Annotated in this window: 15 protein-coding genes; 5 read left to right on the forward strand and 10 right to left on the reverse strand. The window is 70.9% G+C overall.

The window, feature by feature from the left end; genetic code table 11:
* Positions 1-60 precede the first annotated feature (60 nt).
* Entirely contained in the window at positions 61-2130 is a 2070-nt protein-coding gene (locus AC3EO4_RS13955) for a S9 family peptidase (protein WP_379583176.1), read from the reverse strand.
* Between the two features lie 174 nt (positions 2131-2304).
* Between AC3EO4_RS13955 and mshB the strand changes: the two genes are divergently transcribed.
* Both mshB and AC3EO4_RS13965 read left to right on the forward strand, forming a co-directional pair.
* Positions 2305-3210: an N-acetyl-1-D-myo-inositol-2-amino-2-deoxy-alpha-D-glucopyranoside deacetylase gene (gene mshB / locus AC3EO4_RS13960; RefSeq protein WP_431895813.1), complete on the forward strand. Its 906-nt coding sequence runs from the start codon at positions 2305-2307 to the stop codon at positions 3208-3210.
* A gap of 11 nt (positions 3211-3221) precedes the next feature.
* Positions 3222-3725 carry a DUF6113 family protein gene (locus AC3EO4_RS13965; protein ID WP_431895815.1) on the forward strand — a complete coding sequence of 168 codons (504 nt, stop codon included), beginning with the start codon at positions 3222-3224 and terminating at the stop codon, positions 3723-3725.
* 12 nt (positions 3726-3737) lie between these two features.
* Here the strand turns inward: AC3EO4_RS13965 and AC3EO4_RS13970 are convergent, their stop codons facing one another.
* On the reverse strand, positions 3738-4670 hold the full coding sequence (locus tag AC3EO4_RS13970) for a hypothetical protein (RefSeq protein ID WP_431895817.1): 933 nt from the start codon (positions 4668-4670) through the stop codon (positions 3738-3740).
* A 75-nt stretch (positions 4671-4745) separates the two neighbouring features.
* On the opposite strand from AC3EO4_RS13970, the gene AC3EO4_RS13975 reads away from it, so the two are divergent.
* Both AC3EO4_RS13975 and AC3EO4_RS13980 read left to right on the forward strand, forming a co-directional pair.
* Complete coding sequence (locus AC3EO4_RS13975) at positions 4746-5198, forward strand: hypothetical protein (protein WP_379583184.1); 453 nt, start codon at positions 4746-4748, stop codon at positions 5196-5198.
* Positions 5199-5220: 22 nt separating this feature from the next.
* The gene (locus tag AC3EO4_RS13980) at positions 5221-6156 is read left to right on the forward strand and encodes an MBL fold metallo-hydrolase (protein WP_379583186.1); all 936 of its coding nucleotides are present in this window, start codon (positions 5221-5223) and stop codon (positions 6154-6156) included.
* Here AC3EO4_RS13980 and AC3EO4_RS13985 read toward each other — a convergent pair.
* The 7 genes from AC3EO4_RS13985 to AC3EO4_RS14015 form a co-directional block, all read right to left on the reverse strand.
* Positions 6146-8656, reverse strand: a complete 2511-nt coding sequence (locus tag AC3EO4_RS13985; RefSeq protein WP_431895820.1) for a penicillin acylase family protein — start codon at positions 8654-8656, stop codon at positions 6146-6148. The genes AC3EO4_RS13980 and AC3EO4_RS13985 overlap by 11 nt on opposite strands.
* A 133-nt stretch (positions 8657-8789) precedes the next feature.
* Positions 8790-10157 (reverse strand): cysteine--tRNA ligase, encoded by a 1368-nt coding sequence (gene cysS, locus AC3EO4_RS13990; RefSeq protein WP_431895822.1) that lies wholly within the window; start codon positions 10155-10157, stop codon positions 8790-8792.
* A 79-nt stretch (positions 10158-10236) separates the two neighbouring features.
* A complete protein-coding gene (locus AC3EO4_RS13995; protein WP_431895824.1) occupies positions 10237-11148 on the reverse strand; it encodes a polysaccharide deacetylase family protein in 912 nt (303 codons plus the stop codon).
* Positions 11126-11848 (reverse strand): fumarylacetoacetate hydrolase family protein, encoded by a 723-nt coding sequence (locus AC3EO4_RS14000; protein ID WP_379583193.1) that lies wholly within the window; start codon positions 11846-11848, stop codon positions 11126-11128. The genes AC3EO4_RS13995 and AC3EO4_RS14000 overlap by 23 nt, the downstream gene beginning before the upstream one ends.
* Positions 11849-11850: 2 nt before the next feature.
* Positions 11851-13098 carry an MFS transporter gene (locus AC3EO4_RS14005; protein ID WP_379583195.1) on the reverse strand — a complete coding sequence of 416 codons (1248 nt, stop codon included), beginning with the start codon at positions 13096-13098 and terminating at the stop codon, positions 11851-11853.
* A complete protein-coding gene (locus AC3EO4_RS14010) occupies positions 13095-14507 on the reverse strand; it encodes an amidohydrolase family protein (protein ID WP_431895827.1) in 1413 nt (470 codons plus the stop codon). The genes AC3EO4_RS14005 and AC3EO4_RS14010 overlap by 4 nt, the downstream gene beginning before the upstream one ends.
* 2 nt (positions 14508-14509) lie before the next feature.
* Positions 14510-15259 carry a sulfite exporter TauE/SafE family protein gene (locus tag AC3EO4_RS14015; protein ID WP_431895829.1) on the reverse strand — a complete coding sequence of 250 codons (750 nt, stop codon included), beginning with the start codon at positions 15257-15259 and terminating at the stop codon, positions 14510-14512.
* A gap of 99 nt (positions 15260-15358) precedes the next feature.
* On the opposite strand from AC3EO4_RS14015, the gene AC3EO4_RS14020 reads away from it, so the two are divergent.
* The gene (locus AC3EO4_RS14020) at positions 15359-16021 is read left to right on the forward strand and encodes a GntR family transcriptional regulator (RefSeq protein ID WP_431895831.1); all 663 of its coding nucleotides are present in this window, start codon (positions 15359-15361) and stop codon (positions 16019-16021) included.
* 62 nt (positions 16022-16083) lie between these two features.
* Here AC3EO4_RS14020 and AC3EO4_RS14025 read toward each other — a convergent pair whose 3' ends face one another.
* On the reverse strand, positions 16084-17898 hold the full coding sequence (locus AC3EO4_RS14025; RefSeq protein WP_379583203.1) for a sigma factor-like helix-turn-helix DNA-binding protein: 1815 nt from the start codon (positions 17896-17898) through the stop codon (positions 16084-16086).
* Between the last annotated feature and the right edge of the window lie 36 nt (positions 17899-17934).

Below are 17934 nucleotides of genomic sequence, written 5' to 3' on the forward strand. Positions count from 1 at the left end.
GCACGGCCCCGGGCGGGATCCCACCCCTAAGGGACGGGGCGGGATCCGCGAGGCCGTGGCTCAGGCCGTGCCCAGGGACTTCTTGAGGAAGTCCACCTGGAGCAGCAGCAGGTTCTCCGCGACGACCTCCTGCGGCGTCATGTGGGTGACGCCCGACAGCGGCAGCACCGTGTGCGGGCGGCCGGCCGACAGCAGCGCCGAGGACAGGCGGAGGGTGTGGGCGGCCACCACGTTGTCGTCGGCCAGGCCGTGGATCAGCAGGAGCGGGCGGTCCAGCTTGGCGGCGTCGGCGAAGAGCGACGACTGGTCGTACACCTCCGGCTGGGCGGCGGGGTCGCCGAGGTAGCGCTCGGTGTAGCACGTGTCGTACAGCCGCCAGTCGGTCACCGGCGCGCCCGCGACGGCCGCGTGGAAGACGTCGGGGCGGCGCAGGACGGCCAGCGCCGACAGGTAGCCGCCGAACGACCAGCCGCGGATCGCGACCTTCGACAGGTCGAGGTCGTCGGGGTACTGCTGGGCGACGCCCTGGAGCGCGTCGATCTGGTCGTCGAGGACGGGCGTGGCCAGGTCGTTGAGGACAGCGCGCTCGAAGGCGGGGCCGCGTCCCGGCGTGCCGCGGCCGTCGACGACGACGACGGCGAAGCCCTGCTCGGCGAACCACTGGCTGGTGAGGTACATGCTCTGGGCGGCGAGGACGCGCTGGGCGTGCGGCCCGCCGTACGGGTCGAGGAGAACGGGCAGCTTGCGCGAGCCCGGCTCGTGCCACGAGGGGAAGACGACGGCCGTCGACAGCTCGCGGGCGCCCGCGCGGCCGAGGTGGACGCGCAGGTCGAGGCCGGGGCGCTCGGCCAGGGACGGGATCGGGATGGTCATGCCGCTGGGCAGGACGACCGTGGTGGAGACGCCCTCGTTCTCGAGCGACTGCTCGGTCAGCACGCCGACGCCGCCGGACAGGCGCCCCGAGTAGACGCCCGAGGCGGTGGAGACGGGCATGAGGGAGTGGCCGTCCCACGTCCAGAGCTGGATCTCGGTCGGGTCGCCGCTCGCCCTGAACAGGACGGTGTCGCGGTCGACGTCGAGCACGTCGCGCACCTGCAGCGTGGGCGGCGTGACGGCGCGGTCGCCGACGAACAGCCGGCGGCCGCCCTCGTCGGCGGCGACCCACACCAGGGAGCCGTCGTCGAGGTGGCCCGGCACGCCGGTCACGACGTCGACCCACGCCTCGTCGGTGTCCTCGCGCAGCAGGGTGGAAGCGCCGGTCGCGGGGTCCACGGCGAACAGGCGCAGCGACTTCTGGTCGCGGGACATGGTCACGATCGACAGCGCGTGGGCGTCCCACGTGGCGGTGGTGAGGTACTCGTCCTCGAACGGCACCGCGATCCGGGAGCCGTCGAGGCCGATGACGTAGAGCTCGGTGCTCGCGTTGGCCGTGCCCGCCGACGGATACCTCTGCGGTACGGCGGGGCGGTCGGGGTTGGCGGGGTCGGCGATGTACCAGGTCTGGACGGGCGCCTCGTCGGCCCGCTCGACCAGGAGCGCGTCGCCGCCCGGCGACCACCAGTAGCCGCGGAAGCGGTCCATCTCCTCGGCGGCGATGAACTCGGCCAGGCCGTAGGTGACGGTGTCGGCCTCGGGAACGGCGAGGGCGCGGTCCTCGCCGGTGGCGAGGTCGTGGACGTGCAGGCCGCCCCCGGTCACGTAGGCGACGTGCCGCCCGTCGGGCGAGACGCGGGGGTCGATGACCGCGCCCGGCGTCTCCAGCCGCCGGGTGGCGCCCGTGGCCACGTCGGTGACGTACAGGCCGCCGGACAGGGCGAACGCGGCCGTCGTGACGGCGGAGTCGGTGGCGTAGGCGACGACGCCGCCCGCCTGCTCCCTGGTGCGCTCGCGGCGGGCGCGCTCCTCCGGTGGGAGGTCCTCCTCCTCGGCGTCGAGGGCGCGCGGGTCGACGAGCAGGCGTTCGACGTGGGTGGCGGTGTCGAGCTCCCACAGGCAGGTCACCGGGTCGGTGCCGGACTGCGTGCGCAGGAAGAGGACGCGGGCGCCGTCGGGGGAGATCGTGAAGCCCCTGGGCACTCCGAGGGTGAACCGGCGGGTCCTTGCGTGCAGGCGCGGGAAGCTCTCACTCATAAGCCCCCATCTTGCCAGGTGAGACGGCCGGTCCGCGCGGCCGTACCGGCCCGCGGGGCGACCCGTCGTGCCCCTGCCGCCGGGCGCCTGGCGGACGTCCCCGAGCGGCTCCCCGCACCGGCCGCGCCTCGGTGGTGCGCGGGAGAGGACCGGGTCGTGGAATACGCTCGGGGCATGAGTGATCGACGGCTGATGCTCGTCCACGCCCACCCCGACGACGAGACGATCGGGACCGGCGCCACCATGGCGAAGTACGCCGCCGAAGGGGCGCGCGTCACGCTCGTCACCTGCACGCTGGGCGAGGAAGGCGAGGTCATCCCGCCGGCGCTGGCCCACCTGGCGCCCGACAGGGACGACGCGCTCGGCCCGTACCGCATCGGCGAGCTCGACGCCGCGTGCAAGGCGATGGGCGTCGACGACCACCGCTTCCTCGGCGGTCCCGGCAGGTGGCGCGACAGCGGCATGATGGGCGTCGCGGCCAACGACCGGCCCAACGCCTTCTGGCAGGCCGACCTCGAGGAGGCCGCCGGAGAGCTGGTGAAGATCGTTCGCGAGGTGCGGCCGCAGGTCATGGTCACCTACGACGAGAACGGCTTCTACGGTCACCCCGACCACATCCAGGCCCACAGGGTGGCGTGGCGGGCCTTCGAGCTGGCCGCCGATCCGCGCTTCGGCGAGGGCGAGCCATGGCGGGTCGCCAAGTTCTACTACACGGCCGTGGCCAGGTCCGTCATGCTCAGGACGGCCGAGGAGATCGACGGGGCGGAGGTCGCCTTCGTCGCCGAGAACGTCGACGACGTGCCCTTCGGCTGCCGGGACGACGCGATCACGACCGAGGTGGACGCCAGGCCCTACCTGGTCAACAAGCTGGACGCGATGCGCGCGCACGCGACGCAGATCATGGTCGACCCGCCCTGGTTCGCGCTGTCCAACAACATCGGGCAGGAGGCGTTCGGGGTGGAGCACTTCATCCTGCGCAGCGGGGTCATGGGCGCGACCTCGCCGAGCGCGCCGGTGGAGGCGGGCGGGCTCGGCGAGCCCCACACCCTTGAGAAGGACCTGTTCGCCGGCATCCACTAACCTCCTCCGTTATGGAGCAACGCAGCCACGCCGAGTCCGCGCTGGCGGGGGCCGCCTACGGCATGCTGGTCGTGCTGGGCGTCGTCCTCGGAGTGGTGGGCGGGTTCACCCACGCGTGGTACGTGGGCCCGTCGTGGCCGCTGGCCGCGATCGCCTGGGTGCCCGCCATGTTCGGAGTGTGTTTCTGGGCGGGCCGGATGATGCGCTCCAAGCTCGGCGCTTCGGCGGTGGCGATCGGGTGGCTGCTGGTGTCGATGGTGTTCTCGCTGAAGCGGGCGGCGGGAGATCTGGTGATCGCCGGTGATTCCGCCGGGTTCGTCTACCTCTACGGGGCGATGGTGGCCGTGGTGGTCGCCGTCCTGCTCTCGCCCTCGTCGGGCGGCACGTGGCTGCTCAGGGGGTACGAGACGCGCAGCCCGGTGACGCCGCAGGGTCAGGTGCCGCAGGAGGGCCCGGTGGCCCAGCAGGGTCAGGTGACGCCGCAGCCCCCGCCGACGGTCGACGGGGGCCGCTGACGACCGCTGGTTTTACGGAGTCGTCCCAGGGGTGGGCGTCGGGGTCGGAGTCGGAGTCGGGGTCGGCTGGGGCGCCCCGTCGCCGTCGCCGTCGCCGGTCGGTGTCGTGGTCGGGCAGGCGACGATGGTGGGGGTCGCCGCCAAGGGGGTCGCCACGAGCGGAGCCGTGGCCGGGGTGGTGGCCGGGGTGGTGATCGGGGTGGCAGCCGGAGGCGTGACCGTCCCCGGCGGTACCGCGGCCGGCGTGGTGCCGCCCGTGCCGCCGTCCGTAGGGGCGATCCCGGCCGAGGGGGCGGGGGTGCACGTGACGTAGACCGTGGCGGTCGGCGCGGGCGTGATCGTGGTGGTCGGGCCCGTCGTGACCGTGGTGGTCGCCGTCGCGGTGGCGGTGACGGTCGTGGTGGCGCTCACCGTGGTCGTGGCGTTGACCGTGGTCGTCGCGCCGACCGTCACGGTGGCCGAAGGGGCCGCCGACGCCGTCACCGTGGCCGTCGCCGAGGGGGTGGCGGTGGCGGTGACCGTACGGGTGGGCCAGGGCAGCACCTTGAGCGAGACCGCGGCCTTACCGCTCTTCTTGTAGGTCCCCTTGCCCAGCTTCGTGGAGGTCTTGCCCGCGCCGGTGGTCACAGGGAGCGAACTGGTGGACGTCCTGCAGGACTTGCCCTTGCAGACCTTCTGCTTCACAGTGAAGCGAGCCGCTCCGCCGTAGGTGACGGAGACATCGAGGTACGCGACGCCCTTCTTGCTCACGACCTTGGTGGTCGCCGTGTACTTGGCGGCGGTCGACGTCGGTGTGGGCGTGGGGGAGGGGCTGGTGGAAACGGGTAACTCCAGCCGGTCAGCCGTGGGGGTGTCGGTTGCCGAGGAGGTCTGGGTGACGGCGAGGCCGCCGACGGTGGCCAGCGCCATGGTGCACACCAGGGCGGCCAGAATGATGAATCTCATGATCCTGCTCTTGGGGGAGATTTCAGGACGGGGATCATTATTCCGATTTGTCAAGTTCGGTCAAGGGTGAGACGCATGGAGAGGCGCCACCGGATCCGGAGGATCGCGAACTTCGTCAACCTTTCCACCCCTCTCGGCCTGCTGATCTCCGCGGTCGGCGGGGCGACGAGAAAGAGCGGCCCCAACGGCCTCATTCTCGCGTACGGCTACCGCTACGGCTTCCCCATCGCGGGCGCCTTCACCGTCGGGAACGTCGTCGTGACCAAGCACCCCGAGTCCTACCTCACGGGCAGGCTCCTCGACCACGAGGGGCGGCACGCGACCCAGTGGGCCTGGTGCGTCGGCCTGCCCATGCTCCCGCTCTATCTCCTCTCCCTCGGCGCGTCCATGCTGATCTGCGGCGATCAAGCCGCCTACAACCCCTTTGAGCGCCTGGCGGGCCTCGAAGACGGCGGATACCCCCGTAGATCGCCACGGTGGCGGAGGAATAGATCGCTCCCTGAGGGGATCAAGAAGGTGAGTGAGTGACCCGTCACCCAGGGGAGCGCCCATGTCACAGACCACCCAGCGGACAGCCCCCGTCCGGCCCGCCACCTTCGCCGACCGTCTGACCGCACCGCTCCCGGCCTTCCGCGAGCTGCTCAGCGTCACCTGGCACGGCGGGCTACGGGCGAACATCGGCGACATCGACCAGATCCCGGTGCTCAGGGGCGGGACACCGCAGGCCACGGGCACGGTGGTCACCTGGGTGGGTCACGCCACCTTCCTGCTGCGGGTCAACGGCCTGACGATCCTCACCGACCCCGTGTGGTCCCGCAAGATCCCCGGGGTACGGCAGCGCCTCACCCCACCCGGTGTCGCGTGGAGCGACCTGCCCAGGATCGACGCCGTGGTGATCAGCCACAACCACTACGACCACCTCGACGCCCCCACGATCAGGCGGCTGCCGAGGAGCACGCCGATGTTCGTGCCCGCCAACCTCGGCCGCTGGTTCACCAGACGGGGATTTCGCGACGTCACCGAGCTCGACTGGTGGGAGAGCGCCACGCTGGGCGAGGTGAGCTTCGACTTCGTCCCCGCCCATCACTGGAGCCGGCGCACGCTCTGGGACACCTGCAAGTCTCTGTGGGGCGGCTGGGTGATCGACAAGTCGATCTACTTCGCCGGTGACACCGCGTACGGCCCGCGCCTGGCCGAGATCGGCGAGCGCTTCCCCTTTCTGGACCTGGCGCTGATGCCCGTCGGCGCGTACGAGCCGCGATGGTTCACCAAGGGCAACCACGTCAACCCGCCGGAGGCCGTACAGGCGTGTCTCGACGTGGGCGCGCGGCGGATGGCGACCATGCACTGGGGGACGTTCGTGCTGTCCGGCGAACCCCTCCTGGAGCCCGTACGGCTGGCCCGCGCGGCGTGGGAGGCGCGCGGCCTGCCCCGCGCCGACCTCTGGGACCTGGCGGTGGGGGAGTCGCGCGTCCTCACGGCGTGAGCGTCAGCGTGTGCTTCGCGGCCTTCCTGATCGAGTCGAGCGTGGAGTTCATGGGCGTGGTCCGCCCGTCGGCCCACAGCGGCGCCTGGTCCCAGTAGTTGTCGTGGAAGGCGTGGCCTGAGGCGCCGGTCAGGTTGATCCAGCGGGACTTGTCCATGTCGGCCAGGTCGACGACCATGCGCATCGAGGGGACGGCGGTGATGGCGTAGTCGTTCTGGATGTTCCAGCCCGTGGCGTTGACCGCGTCCTTGTTGCCCGGCGAGCCGAACGGGCCGCGGTTGAACAGCGACTCGATCGGGCCGATGCCCGACGTGCCGAAGGTCTGGTTGGTCAGCGTGAGCGCGTGCAGGTCGCCCCACCGCCACGCCTTGACGTCAGGGCCGAGCAGTGTGGCCAGCTCGTGGTGGGCGTCGGCCATCGCGGCGCGCAGGATGTCGTCGCGGGTCTCGGTGAGGTTCCTGGTCGTCACGTCGTCCCAGAACGGGTCGTCGGGACGCTCCAGCAGGTTCCGCACGACCTCGTACCACCGGTCGCCGCCCGTGGGCCTGGCCGCCTCCGGCAGCTCGTCGTTGAAGGTGGCGATGAGCAGGTGCCGCCAGACCGCGTTGAAGTAGGCGGCGGGGGCCGAGTCGAGGCCCTGCGAGCCGTCCCAGCCGCGCAGCAGCGCCTGGGCGTCGGCGCTGGGTCCCGCGAGTCCGACCTTCAGCAGTTCGGGGACGAGGACCTCGGCGAGGCCGTTGTGGGAGTCCATCTGGATGCGGCTCATGGCGTCGGCGTCGATCTTGCCGGCCTTGGTCGCCTGCTCGACGCGGTCGGCGATGCGCTTGGCGCGGTAGCCGTACGACCAGTCCCTGGTGAGGAGCGGCTGGTAGCGGTCCGGGTTGATGACCGCGTTGTTGGCGGTGACCACGAAGCCGTCGGCGGGATCGGAGACGCTGGGCAGCCGGTCGTAGGGAATGGCGCCCTTCCACTCGTACTCACCGGTCCAGCCTGGGACGGGCCAGGTGCCGTCGCCTCTGGCGCGCACCGGGATGCGCCCTGGCGCCTGGTAGCCGATGGTGCCCTCGGTGTCGGCGTACACCAGGTTCTGCGCGGGCACGTCGAACAGCGAGGCGGCGGCGCGGAACTCGTGCCAGTCGCCCGCCTCGTTCAGATCGAAGATGGCCTCGGCGGCGGTGCCGGGGGTGAGCGCGGTCCACTGTAAAGCGACGGCGTTGGCTTCGCCCGACGGCTTGACGCTGCCCATCACCTCGTTCATGAGTGGCCCGTGCCTGGTCCTGCGCACCTTGATCGTCACGGGTTCGCCACCGGCGACCTTGATCTGCACGTCCTTGGTCTCCAGCGGGAGCCACTGGTCCCTGTAGAGGTAGGTGTCGTCCTTGACCTTTTCCATGAAGAGGTCGGCGACGTCGGGGCCCAGGTTGGTGAACCCCCATGCGATCTTGTCGTTGTGTCCGATGATGACGCCGGGCACGCCGGAGAACGTAAACCCAGTCACGTCATACGCGCATTTTTCCGATTTTGTACGGCAATGCAGCCCGGCCTGGTACCAAACCGAGGGCATCTGCGCGGACAGGTGCGGATCGTTGGCGAGCAGCGGCTTGCCCGACGTCGTGTGCTCGCCCGAGACCACCCACGAGTTCGACCCGATCCCGTCATGCTCCTCGGTCCCCATCAGGTCGGGCACCCGGCTCAGCGCCTCGGCCGCGCCGGTGAGCACCGCCGAGCCCTCGCCCAGCCGCGGCTCGCTCCGCTGGTCGAACCGCCCCTCCGCGATGGTGCCCTGTGTCACGATCGCCGGGTTCCTGTCGAACGGGTAGCCGGGGAAGAGCTGGTTGACCCGCTCCCTCGGCAGCCTGGTGGCGGCGAGCGCGCGGTCGATCTCGTCGTCGAGGTTGGAACGCAGGTCCCACGCCATCGCCTTCAGCCATGACACCGAGTCGAGCGGGGTCCACGGCTCCGGGGTGTAGCCGGAGTTCTGCAGCTTCAGGACGGAGTACTCGAGGCTGCGGTCCGAGGCGTTCGGATGCTCCTTGAGGTAGGCGTTGACGCCCTTGGCGTACGCGTCGAGGTAGCGCTTGGTGCGGTCGGTGAGATTCGCCAGCTCCTGCTCGGCCACCTCCCGCCAGCCCATGGTGCGGATGACCTTGTCCTCGGTCAGCGTCGCCTTTCCGAACAGCTCCGACAGGCGCCCCGCCGTGACGTGGCGGCGGAAGTCCATCTCCCAGAAGCGGTCCTGGGCGTGGACGTAGCCCTGGGCCATGAACAGGTCCTCGGAGGTGTCGGCGTAGATCTGCGGGATGCCCCACGCGTCGCGGTACACCTCTACCTTGCCGGTCAGGCCGGACAGCTTGATCGTGCCATCGACCTGCGGAAACGACTGCCGCGCGATCCACACGCCCACGGCCGCGAGGACCAGGGCGAGCGCCAGGAGCACGCTCAGTGCCCTCGCGAGCCAACGCAGCGGCCATGGCAACCACGCATAGGGCCTGAACCTCACGAAGACCTCCCTCTGGCCTGCTTCGCACCAAGTGTCGCAGCCCTTTCACGGCGCGACGACTCAGATCACGTCGCGTGACGGACAGATCGCGATCATGAGATGGAGGAGGGGGCGGAAGCCGGGAGAGGCAGGGTCAGGCCCAGGTCTGGCCGTCGGGGGTGTCGGCCACCTTCACGCCGAGTTCGGCCAGCTCGCCACGCAGCCGGTCGGCCGCGTCCCAGTCCCGCGCCTGCCTGGCCCGCGCCCGCTGCTCGAGCAGCTCGGCCGCGCCGGGAGGCAGCACCCGCGCCTTCCCGATCTCCGTCGACAGGTCCAGCCCGAGCACCTGGTCCAGGTGCAGGAACGACTCGAACTTCGAGCCGGGCGCCACCGACTCGTCCCTCTCCAGCTCCCGCAGCGCCCGCAGGGCCGACGGTGTGTCGAGATCGTCGTCGAAGGCTGCCTCCGCGCGCCGTACCCACTGCTCGGCCATGGGCGCGCTGGGCGACTCGGCCCACTCCGCGACCCTGGCCCGCCACCGCCGCAGGGTGCGGTCGGCCGCGCGCAGGGTGTCCCACGTGAGGTTCATCTGGTGGCGGTAGCGGTGCTCCATGAACGCCAGCCGTACCGCCAGCGGATCGAGTCCCTCGGCGGCCACGTCCTGCAGCAGCACCACGTTGCCCGTCGACTTGGCCATCTTGCGCCCGTCGAACAGCAGGTGCTCGCCGTGCACCCACCGGCGCACCACCTCGTGTCCCGCGGCGGTGTCGGACTGGGCGCGCTCGTTCTCGTGGTGGGGGAAGCGCAGGTCGATGCCGCCGGTGTGGATGTCGATGTGGTCGCCGAGGTAGCGCAGGGACATGGCCGAGCACTCGACGTGCCAGCCGGGGAAGCCGCGCCCGCCCCAGGGGGTGTCCCAGGCCAGCTCGCGGTGGGAGTGCTTCCACAGGGCCCAGTCGGCGTGGAACCGCTTACGGTGGTCGACGCCCTCCACCCGGTGTCCGGGCTTGAGCGCGTCAAGCCGGTTTCCCGAAATCTCCCCGTACGAAGGGAAGGTCTCGGCGGCGAAGAACACCGACCCGTCAGGTACGGCGTAGGCGTGGCCCTTCTCCATGAGCTTGGCGATCAGCTCGATCATGAGGTCGATGGACTCGGTGGCGCGCGGGGTGTGCTCGGGCGGGCGCAGGTTGAGGGCGGCGGTGTCGCGGCGGAAGGCGTCCTCGTAGGAGCGGGCGATGTCGAGGGTGGAGCGTCCCTCGGCCCGGGCCTGCAGGACTATCTTGTCCTCGCCGATCTCGGCGTCGTCGACGAGGTGGCCGACATCGGTGATGTTCTGGCAGACGAGCATGCGGACCCGCTGGCGTTCCATCACCCTGCGGACGAGGTCGGACAGGAGGTAGGAACGCAGGTTCCCGACGTGCGCGGACCGGTAGACGGTCGGACCGCAGGTGTACATCCTGAGGGCCCTGGTCGGAGCGATGTCCTCCAGCCGCCTGGTGCGCGTGTCGTAGATCCGCAACATGAAACGAGCCTAGTCCGGTCCCCTCGTGCGCCTGAAGCCCCGGCCGCGGGGACCGGGGCTTCAGGCGCAGGAAGGTCGGCTAGCCCGCGACGAGGGAGCCCTGCTCGGAGGCGGGCCACGGCGCGGGACGCGCCCGCAGGTACCAGTCGAGAATCCGCTCACCGGTCTGGAACTCGACGTCGTGGTGGGCGCGGATGTGCTGGAGCGCCTGCTCGAAGTACGTCAGGCGATGCGGGGCGCCCATGATGTAGGGGTGCACGACCAGCGCCATCACCCTGGCCGAGTCGGCGGAGTCCTTGTAGAGCTGGTCGAACTGGTCGACCGCCCGCTGGAAGTACTCCCTGGCCGGATGATGCTGGATCAGCATCATGGCGACGTCGTTGCACTCCTGGGTGTAGGGGATGTTCACGATGGGCGAGGTGCGGGTGGCCAGTTCGACCGGCTGGTCGTCCAGGACCCAGTCGCACACGTACTCGTATCCCTCTTCGACGAGGATGTCGGGCGTCTCCCAGGTCTCGGTCAGCCCAGGCCCCAGCCAGCCGCGGGGACGGGCCCCGGTCGCGGCCTCGATCGCCCGCGTGGTGGCCCGGATGTCCGCGCGCTCGTCCTCGACCTTCTGCATGTTCTTCTGCGTGAACCCGTGGCCGATGAACTCCCAGCCACGCTCTTGCGCCGCTCCGGCGATCTGCGGATAGTGCTCGACGGCCTGGCCGTTGATCGCCAGCGAGGCCGTCACCCCCTGGCGGTCCAGTGCCGCGAGCATGCGCCAGAAGCCGACGCGGTTGCCGTACTCGTGCCAGGCCCAGTTGGGGATGTCGGGAGCGGGGATGCCGCCCGCAGGAGGGGTGAGGACGGTTCTCGGCATGGGGTCGGTGTCGGACCACGTCTCCACGTTGACGATGACCCAGACCACCATGCGCTTGCCGTCAGGCAGCCGGAGGGCGGGGCGGCCTTCGATGGGGTCGTAGTCAAGCCGTTCGCTGGGACGCATGGGTCTCTCCTTCGCTGATGGTCACGGTCAGGGCGGGCAGGCCGGTGATCTCGACGTGAATGCGGTCGCCGGGCACCACGGGGGCGACACCGGCCGGCGTCCCGGTGTAGATCAGGTCGCCGGGCATCAGCCGGTAGGACCGCGACAGGTGGCTGATGACCTCCGGGACGTCCCAGATCATCAGCTTCAGGCTCGTGTGCTGCCGCTGCCGGCCGTTGACGCTCAGCCGCAGCTCCCCCGACAGGGTGGAGCCGGCCTCCTCGACGGGGAGGATCGTGCCGCAGGGCGCCGAGTGGTCGAAGGACTTGCCGGCCTCCCAAGGTTGTGCCAGGTCACGGCAGTCACGCTGCCGGTCCCGCCGCGTCAGGTCGATGCCGGCGGCGAACCCGAAGACGTGCGCGGACGCCTCTTCCACGCTGATCCAGGATCCGGCCGTGCCGATGGCGACGACCAGCTCGCCCTCGAACTGCAGATCGCCGGTCTGGGGCGGGTAGGGGACCGAGGCGCCGTCGGGGACGACGGCGTCGGCGGGCTTCTGGAAGAAGAACGGGTCGTCGCGCTCGTCGCCCTCCCGCATCTCGCGGATGTGGTCCAGATAGTTGCGCCCGACGCAGTAGACGCGGCGGACGGGAAAGGCCTCCGGTCTTCCGCTGACGGGAACGGTGGTGGGGGCGAGCGGCCAGAGCATGGATTCGGTCATGATCAGAGTTCCTGGGATGAGGTGGTCGTGCTGAACCCTTGCGGGCGAAGAGCGAGGGCGAGGAGGCCGCCGACGACCGAGAGGCCGACGATCTGCACCATGCCCGCGGTGACCCAGCCGGTGGCCGAGATCAGGCTGCTGAAGAGGAGGCCTGCCACGCCGGCGGCGACGTAGACGCACGTGACGAACAGGCCTGCCGCGCGGCCGACCAGCTCGCCGTCGACGGACTTGACGAGATAGCTGGCCGCGACCACGTACACGCCGCTGCTCGCGAAGAGCCCGAACAGGAACGAGAAGGTCGCCTGCCAGGCCGTCGAGGCGGGCCCGAGGAAGAGCGCGCATCCGCACGCGGCCACCCCGGCGTTGAGCACCGGAAGCACGATCCTGGGGCTCAACCGGTCGGCCAGGTGGCCGCCGAGCGGGGAGGCGAACGCCGCCAGCCCGGACAGCCCGATGACGAACCCGGCCCCGCCGGGGGTGTAGCCGAGCTGTCCGCGCAGGTAGCTGGCGAACAGGCCGATGAAGGCGAAGTCGGCGAGGCCGAAGAGCGCGATGATGACGGCGAGCACGAGAGGGTTGCGGGACAGGAGGGTGCGGGCGCCGCCGACGTGCCGAGCCACACCGGCCACCTGGTCCGCCTCGGTGAGCCGTGGCGACACCAGCACCAGGATGGCCAGCGCCAGCGCGATGCCGATCGCGCCGTAGGCCAGCATCGGCGCCCGCCAGGTGCCGAAGTGTTCCAGCAGGCCGCTGCCCAGCGCGGGGCCGATGACCGACCCCGCGGCGAAGGCCATGTTGACGCTGCCGATCGCCACTCCGCGGCGGGCGGGGAACGCGCTCGACGCCACCGCGATGATCATCGCGAGCTGGAGCGCCTCGCCGACCCCGGACAGCACGCGCCACAGCAGCATGTCGGCGAATCCGGCGGAGGCCGCGGTCATGGCGGTCGCGATGGAGAACACGACGGTGCCGACGACGATCGTCTGCTTGCGTCCGAGCTTGCGTTGCAGGTACCCGGCGGGCAACCCCGCCAGGCCCATGCCGAGGGCGAACACGGTGGCCTGCAGTCCCGCGGCCTCGAGGCTGAAGCCGTACTCGGCGCGGACCTCGACGAGCAGGATGGGAAAGACCATGCGGTCCATGGCGTTGACGGTGTAGGCCAGCAGTAGCAGGCCGAACATGGCGACCGCGACGCCGGGCGCCAGGGTTTGCCTCGACGGGGGTGAGAGGGGGATGGAGGCGGCGTTCATTGCAGACTCCCTTCGTCTGCGGGCGTGGACGAACCCGGGCCGGGGTGGAACGGGTCGATGGTGGGGGTGGCGGGCCAGTGCCAGTCGCCGGCCGCGGCGGCCCTGCGCAGCAGCGCGTCGCGCCGGGCCGCGGCCATGACGACGGGGTCGATCTCGTCGTCGGCCGGGACGAGCCGTCCGTGGCGCTTGAGAACGCGGCCGTCGGCGATGACGGTGTCGATGTTGTCGATCTGGCCCGTGTAGACCAGCGCCTCGACCGGATCTCCCGAGGGGACCAGGTTGACGTCCGACGAGCGGAGGATCACGAGGTCGGCTCGCTTGCCCGGGGTGATCGACCCGATGGTGTCGTGGAGTCCGAGGTCCTTGGCGCCGTCGATCGTCGCCAGCCGGAGCAGCCTGCGCGGAGTGATCACGGGGGAGCCGGTGCGCGCGGCCTCCACCGAGATGATCGCGCGCAGGTGCCCGAGGATGTCCGCGCTGGTGGGCATGGCCAGGGTGTCCAGGGAGAGTGACACCTGGACCCCGGCTTCGAGCAGCTCCGTGAGCAGCGGGAAGCCCATCGTCCTCATCTCGGTGAGCGGGCTCAGCGACACCCGGGTCCGCGTGCGGGCCAGCGCCTCGATGTCGTGGTCGTCGGCGTGCACCGCGTGGATGACCTGCACGTCCTCGCCCAGCAGGCCGAGCCGTTCGAGCCGGACGAGCCCGCAGCTCCTGCAGTTCTCCTCCCGCAGGCAGCGATCGCAGTGCATGGTGATCGGCAGGCCCAGCGAGCGCGCCGTCGCCCATTCGCGCTCGTACACCTCGGGAGGGGTCCGGTACGGCCCGCGCAGGGCGACGCCGAAGTCCAGCCGCCCGTCGAGGTGGTCGTCGCTCCAGCGTTCCCTCAGCCTCGCGAGATCGTCCAGGTCGTTGGTGCGGTCGGACGGCGCCGAGTCGGGGGGACCATAGGAGAAGCGTCCCCGCAGGCCGGAGTCCAGGTGCGCCTGGATGTTGGCGTCGGCGTCCCGGGGCCCGCGGACGTTGTGGTCGAAGTTGTGCACGGTGGTGATGCCGCCGTTGACGGCCTCGGCCAGCCCGAGACGGGCCGCCCAGTAGAAGTCGTCCAGCTCGAAGTGCGAGGCGAGCGCGCGCTTGACGGTGAAGTAGTCGGTTCCCGGCCGGTCGCCGACCGTGCCGCGCAGGAGCGAGTTCCACAGGTGCCAGTGGGTGTCCACGAAGCCGGGCAGCGTGATCGTCCCGGTGGCCTCGATGACCTGGACGTCGTCGGGCGCACGCTCACCCGCGTGCGGGCCGACCTCGATGATCTCGCCGTCGTGGACGAGGACGTCGGCCTGTGGAACGTCGCCGACGGCGGGATCCATCGAGACCACATGGGTGCCTGCGATGAGCAGGTCGTGTCGTTGGCGCATGGTTACCTCAAGAAGAGTGCGATGGACAGCACGAGGCCGAATCCGACGATGAGCCTGCGCAGGTGGCGGGGCGGCACGCGCCGGGCGAGCACCACCCCGCTCCTCCCGCCGGCGAGCCCGGCCAGCGACATGACGGCGACGGGGATCCACTCCACCGGGCCGAACGCGCTGAAGCAGAGCGCGGAGACGAGACCGACGACCAACGACAGGGCGCTCTTGAGCGCGTTGAGCCGGTGCAGGTTCTCGCTCATGAACGTGCCCAGGACGGCCAGCATCATGACCCCGAGCCCCGCGGCGAAGTAGCCGCCGTACACGGAGACCACGAACTGGCCGGCCAGGAGCCCTCGCCCGCCGGCCGCCCCCCGCGTACGGTCGAGCCGCCGCGCCACCACGTCCTGGGCGGCCAGCGTGACGACCGAGGCCAGAACCAGGTAGGGGACGACGGACGTGAACTGCTCCGCGGGCGCGCTGAGCAGGATCAGCGATCCGCACGCCGCGCCTGCGACGCTCACCGGGGCGAGCCGCCTTACCGGCGGCCTCACCGCGGGCAGCTCGTCGCGGTAGCCGACGAGCCCGCCCAGGTAGCCGGGCAGGGTGGCCAGCGCGCTCGTGACGTTGGCCGCCACGGGTGAGTAGCCCATGGCCAGAAGCGCAGGGAAGGAGATCAGCGATCCGCCGCCTGCGACGCCGTTCACGGCGCCGGCCAGGAATCCTGCCGTGGCCAGGACGGTCACCTGCACGATGTCCAGCACGCTTCCCTCCCTTCCTGGAGACGTAGCCAAAGTATGCATTGCATGCAATGCATGTCAATGGGCGTGGCAACGGTTTGTATGCAACGTATACTGATCGCTATGGCGGCCTCTTACGACTCTCAGCCCGGCAGTGCCCACGCGGTGTACGTGGCCCTGCGCCACCGGTTCTCAGACGGCGAGTACGCGCCAGGCCAGCGGCTCACCGAAACGGCTCTGGCCACGGACCTGGGAGTCAGCAGGACGCCGGTGCGTGAGGCGCTCGGCCGCCTGCTGGCCGAAGGGCTCGTCATTCCCGCGGCCCGAGGGGTCGCCGTCGCGGCGTTGAGCCCGAGCGAGGCCCAGCACCTGTTCGTGCTGCGCGCCGACCTCGAAGCGCTGGCCGCGGAGCTGGCCGCCACCAGGCAGGCGAGGGGCCAGCTCGCCCCGGCCGAGGTCGACGCGCTGGACAGCGCCGTGGACCAGGTCGAGGCCGCCGTGGAGGCACGGGACGCCCGCGCGTCCGCACGGGCGAACCTGGCCCTGCACCGCGCCATCGGGGCGGCGGCGGGCAACCCGTTCCTCGAGGACGCCCTGCACCGGGTGTGGGACAGGATCGCGGTCACCACCGTGGCGAACCTCGACGACCCGCACTGGGCCGGCGCGATCACCGAGCAGCACAGGGCCATCGTGGCCGGCATCCGCGCCGGCCAGCCCGAGACCGCCAGGCGGGCCGCCAAGGCGCACATCGAGGCGGCCGGCCGCGCCTACAAGCCGGCCACCTGAAGCCGGCCCGGGTGGAGCGGCCCGGGTGGACCGGTGCGGCCCCGGGGCCACAGGGTGAGCGGCTACTCGCCCAGGAAGGCCAGGATGTCCCGGTCGCCGCGCTCGCGCAGCCGCGCCAGGACCTCCTCGCGGGTCGCCGTCTCCGGCAGCCCCACCCTGGCCCCGATCAACCGCAGCCCCTCGGCGTCGGAGTCCACCGGAGCCGTGTACCCGATCAGGTGCAACGCCCTGTTCAACGGCCGCAGCGCCGGCTGGGCCGCGGGCAGGAACCGCGTCAACAGCTCCCCGCCGTCCGAGACCGTCAGGAACACGTGGTCACCCTCGGAAGCGTTGAACTCCGCCAGCACGTTCCTGATGGACCCCATCGTCGGCTGGTTGTGCCACGAGATCACCACGTCACCCGAAGGCGCGGACGCGGTCAGCGCGCCACCGGGAGCCATCCCCAGATGCGCGGCGAACCCCGTCGGCAGCGGCGACCCCGACCCGCGAAGGTGCTCGGCGTTGACGTCCACCCTGTGCCACCAGCGCCCGTCGCGTGACCTGAAGCACCGTCGCGTCTCGGAGACGTCCTTACGCGGCTGGTAGCCCGGCTGGTCGGGCGCGGCGACCCTGATCCAGCCGCGCTGCGACCGCTCGAACCCGGGACCGCCCGAGTAGGCGCGCACCGAGCTCTCGCTCACGTCGTACCTGGACGTCAGGTTGGCCACGATGGTGTTGACCGAGGCCTCGCCCCCCGCCCGCTCGATCTCCCTGGCGATCATCTCCCTGATCCCCAGGTACTCCTCGCCGCCCCACCGCGCCAGGCCGTACTTGTTGCGGTCGACCCTGTGGAAACGCGCGTCGGCCGTGAGCTGGTTGCGGATGCCGACGAGGCTGTAGTCCTCGCCGATCCGCTCCTGGATCTCCTCGGGCGTGAGCGCCTGCCCCGAGACGGCCAGCACCGCCTCCGCCTTCTCGTTCACGCTGCGCGGCCAGAGCATGACGTGCCCGTCGAAGACCCGCAGCTGGGGCACCGAGGCCAGCCACCGCTCGGCGACGTCCTCGCGGATGCCGAGCTGCGCCGTCATGGCGACCGCCTCGGCCATGACCCTGGGTCCCTCGGTGAACAGCTGCCTGGTCTTCTCACGCAGCTCGTCCACTCCGCCCGCGATCAGCCAGCCGTCGACCTGCTCGTAGCCGGTCAGCAGCGTCCTGACGAACCGCCACACCGGGATGCCGAGCGTGATCAGCTCCGTGCGGTGCCACGGCGCCGCGTCCGCCAGGTCATCGGCCGGTACGGCGGCGCCGAGCCGCCCTCGCAACCACGTGACGTGCGCGAGCAGCGGCCCCGCGTTAGGGGAGGCCAGCCATGCCTCCACGTGGTCGCGCAGGTCGCGCTCGATCTGCCTGATCCGCTCGCGGGTCACGGAGAAGCGCTGCGCGAGGTCGTCGAGCGTGGCCCGGTGCTCGGCGTAGACGCGGTCGCGGGCGATCGTGCGCTGCCGCTCGTCGACCGACACGAACAGCTCGTCCACAAGCTGGGGCAGCGCGACCGGTCTGACCTCGGCGACGGGTTCGAGCAGCCGTTCGAAGACGCCGGCGAACAGCTTGTGGACCACGTCACGGCCGAGCCCCTCGGGCGTGAGCTCGCTCTCGGCGGGGTCGGAGAACCTCAGCAGCGGCAGGATGTCGCCTACCTGCAGATGCCCCCAGAAGGACACGGCCACATCGGCGAGACGGCCCGCGACGGCCTGCGCGCCGATGACGGCGCACGCCCGGTCCAGCGGGATCGACTGCCACCATGCTTCGGGCAGCTGAGGATCATCCGCGAGCGGTGCGATCTGGACGGGAGAGGTCCAGCGCAGGGGTGGCGCGAGGTCACTCAGGCTGAGATTCATTGGGGTCCAACCGGCAAAGGGAAAGATATCCGCAGT

Source organism: Nonomuraea sp. bgisy101 (genome assembly GCF_057708945.1).

What these genes read in the sequence shown, in the direction of transcription:
- AC3EO4_RS13955 (WP_379583176.1), bottom strand. Translation starts at nt 2,130, where the DNA reads ATGAGTGAGAGCTTCCCGCGCCTGCACGCAAGGACCCGCCGGTTCACC.
- mshB (WP_431895813.1), top strand. Translation starts at nt 2,305, where the DNA reads ATGAGTGATCGACGGCTGATGCTCGTCCACGCCCACCCCGACGACGAG.
- AC3EO4_RS13965 (WP_431895815.1), top strand. Translation starts at nt 3,222, where the DNA reads ATGGAGCAACGCAGCCACGCCGAGTCCGCGCTGGCGGGGGCCGCCTAC.
- AC3EO4_RS13970 (WP_431895817.1), bottom strand. Translation starts at nt 4,670, where the DNA reads ATGAGATTCATCATTCTGGCCGCCCTGGTGTGCACCATGGCGCTGGCC.
- AC3EO4_RS13975 (WP_379583184.1), top strand. Translation starts at nt 4,746, where the DNA reads ATGGAGAGGCGCCACCGGATCCGGAGGATCGCGAACTTCGTCAACCTT.
- AC3EO4_RS13980 (WP_379583186.1), top strand. Translation starts at nt 5,221, where the DNA reads ATGTCACAGACCACCCAGCGGACAGCCCCCGTCCGGCCCGCCACCTTC.
- cysS (WP_431895822.1), bottom strand. Translation starts at nt 10,157, where the DNA reads ATGTTGCGGATCTACGACACGCGCACCAGGCGGCTGGAGGACATCGCT.
- AC3EO4_RS13995 (WP_431895824.1), bottom strand. Translation starts at nt 11,148, where the DNA reads ATGCGTCCCAGCGAACGGCTTGACTACGACCCCATCGAAGGCCGCCCC.
- AC3EO4_RS14000 (WP_379583193.1), bottom strand. Translation starts at nt 11,848, where the DNA reads ATGACCGAATCCATGCTCTGGCCGCTCGCCCCCACCACCGTTCCCGTC.
- AC3EO4_RS14005 (WP_379583195.1), bottom strand. Translation starts at nt 13,098, where the DNA reads ATGAACGCCGCCTCCATCCCCCTCTCACCCCCGTCGAGGCAAACCCTG.
- AC3EO4_RS14010 (WP_431895827.1), bottom strand. Translation starts at nt 14,507, where the DNA reads ATGCGCCAACGACACGACCTGCTCATCGCAGGCACCCATGTGGTCTCG.
- AC3EO4_RS14020 (WP_431895831.1), top strand. Translation starts at nt 15,359, where the DNA reads ATGGCGGCCTCTTACGACTCTCAGCCCGGCAGTGCCCACGCGGTGTAC.
- AC3EO4_RS14025 (WP_379583203.1), bottom strand. Translation starts at nt 17,898, where the DNA reads ATGAATCTCAGCCTGAGTGACCTCGCGCCACCCCTGCGCTGGACCTCT.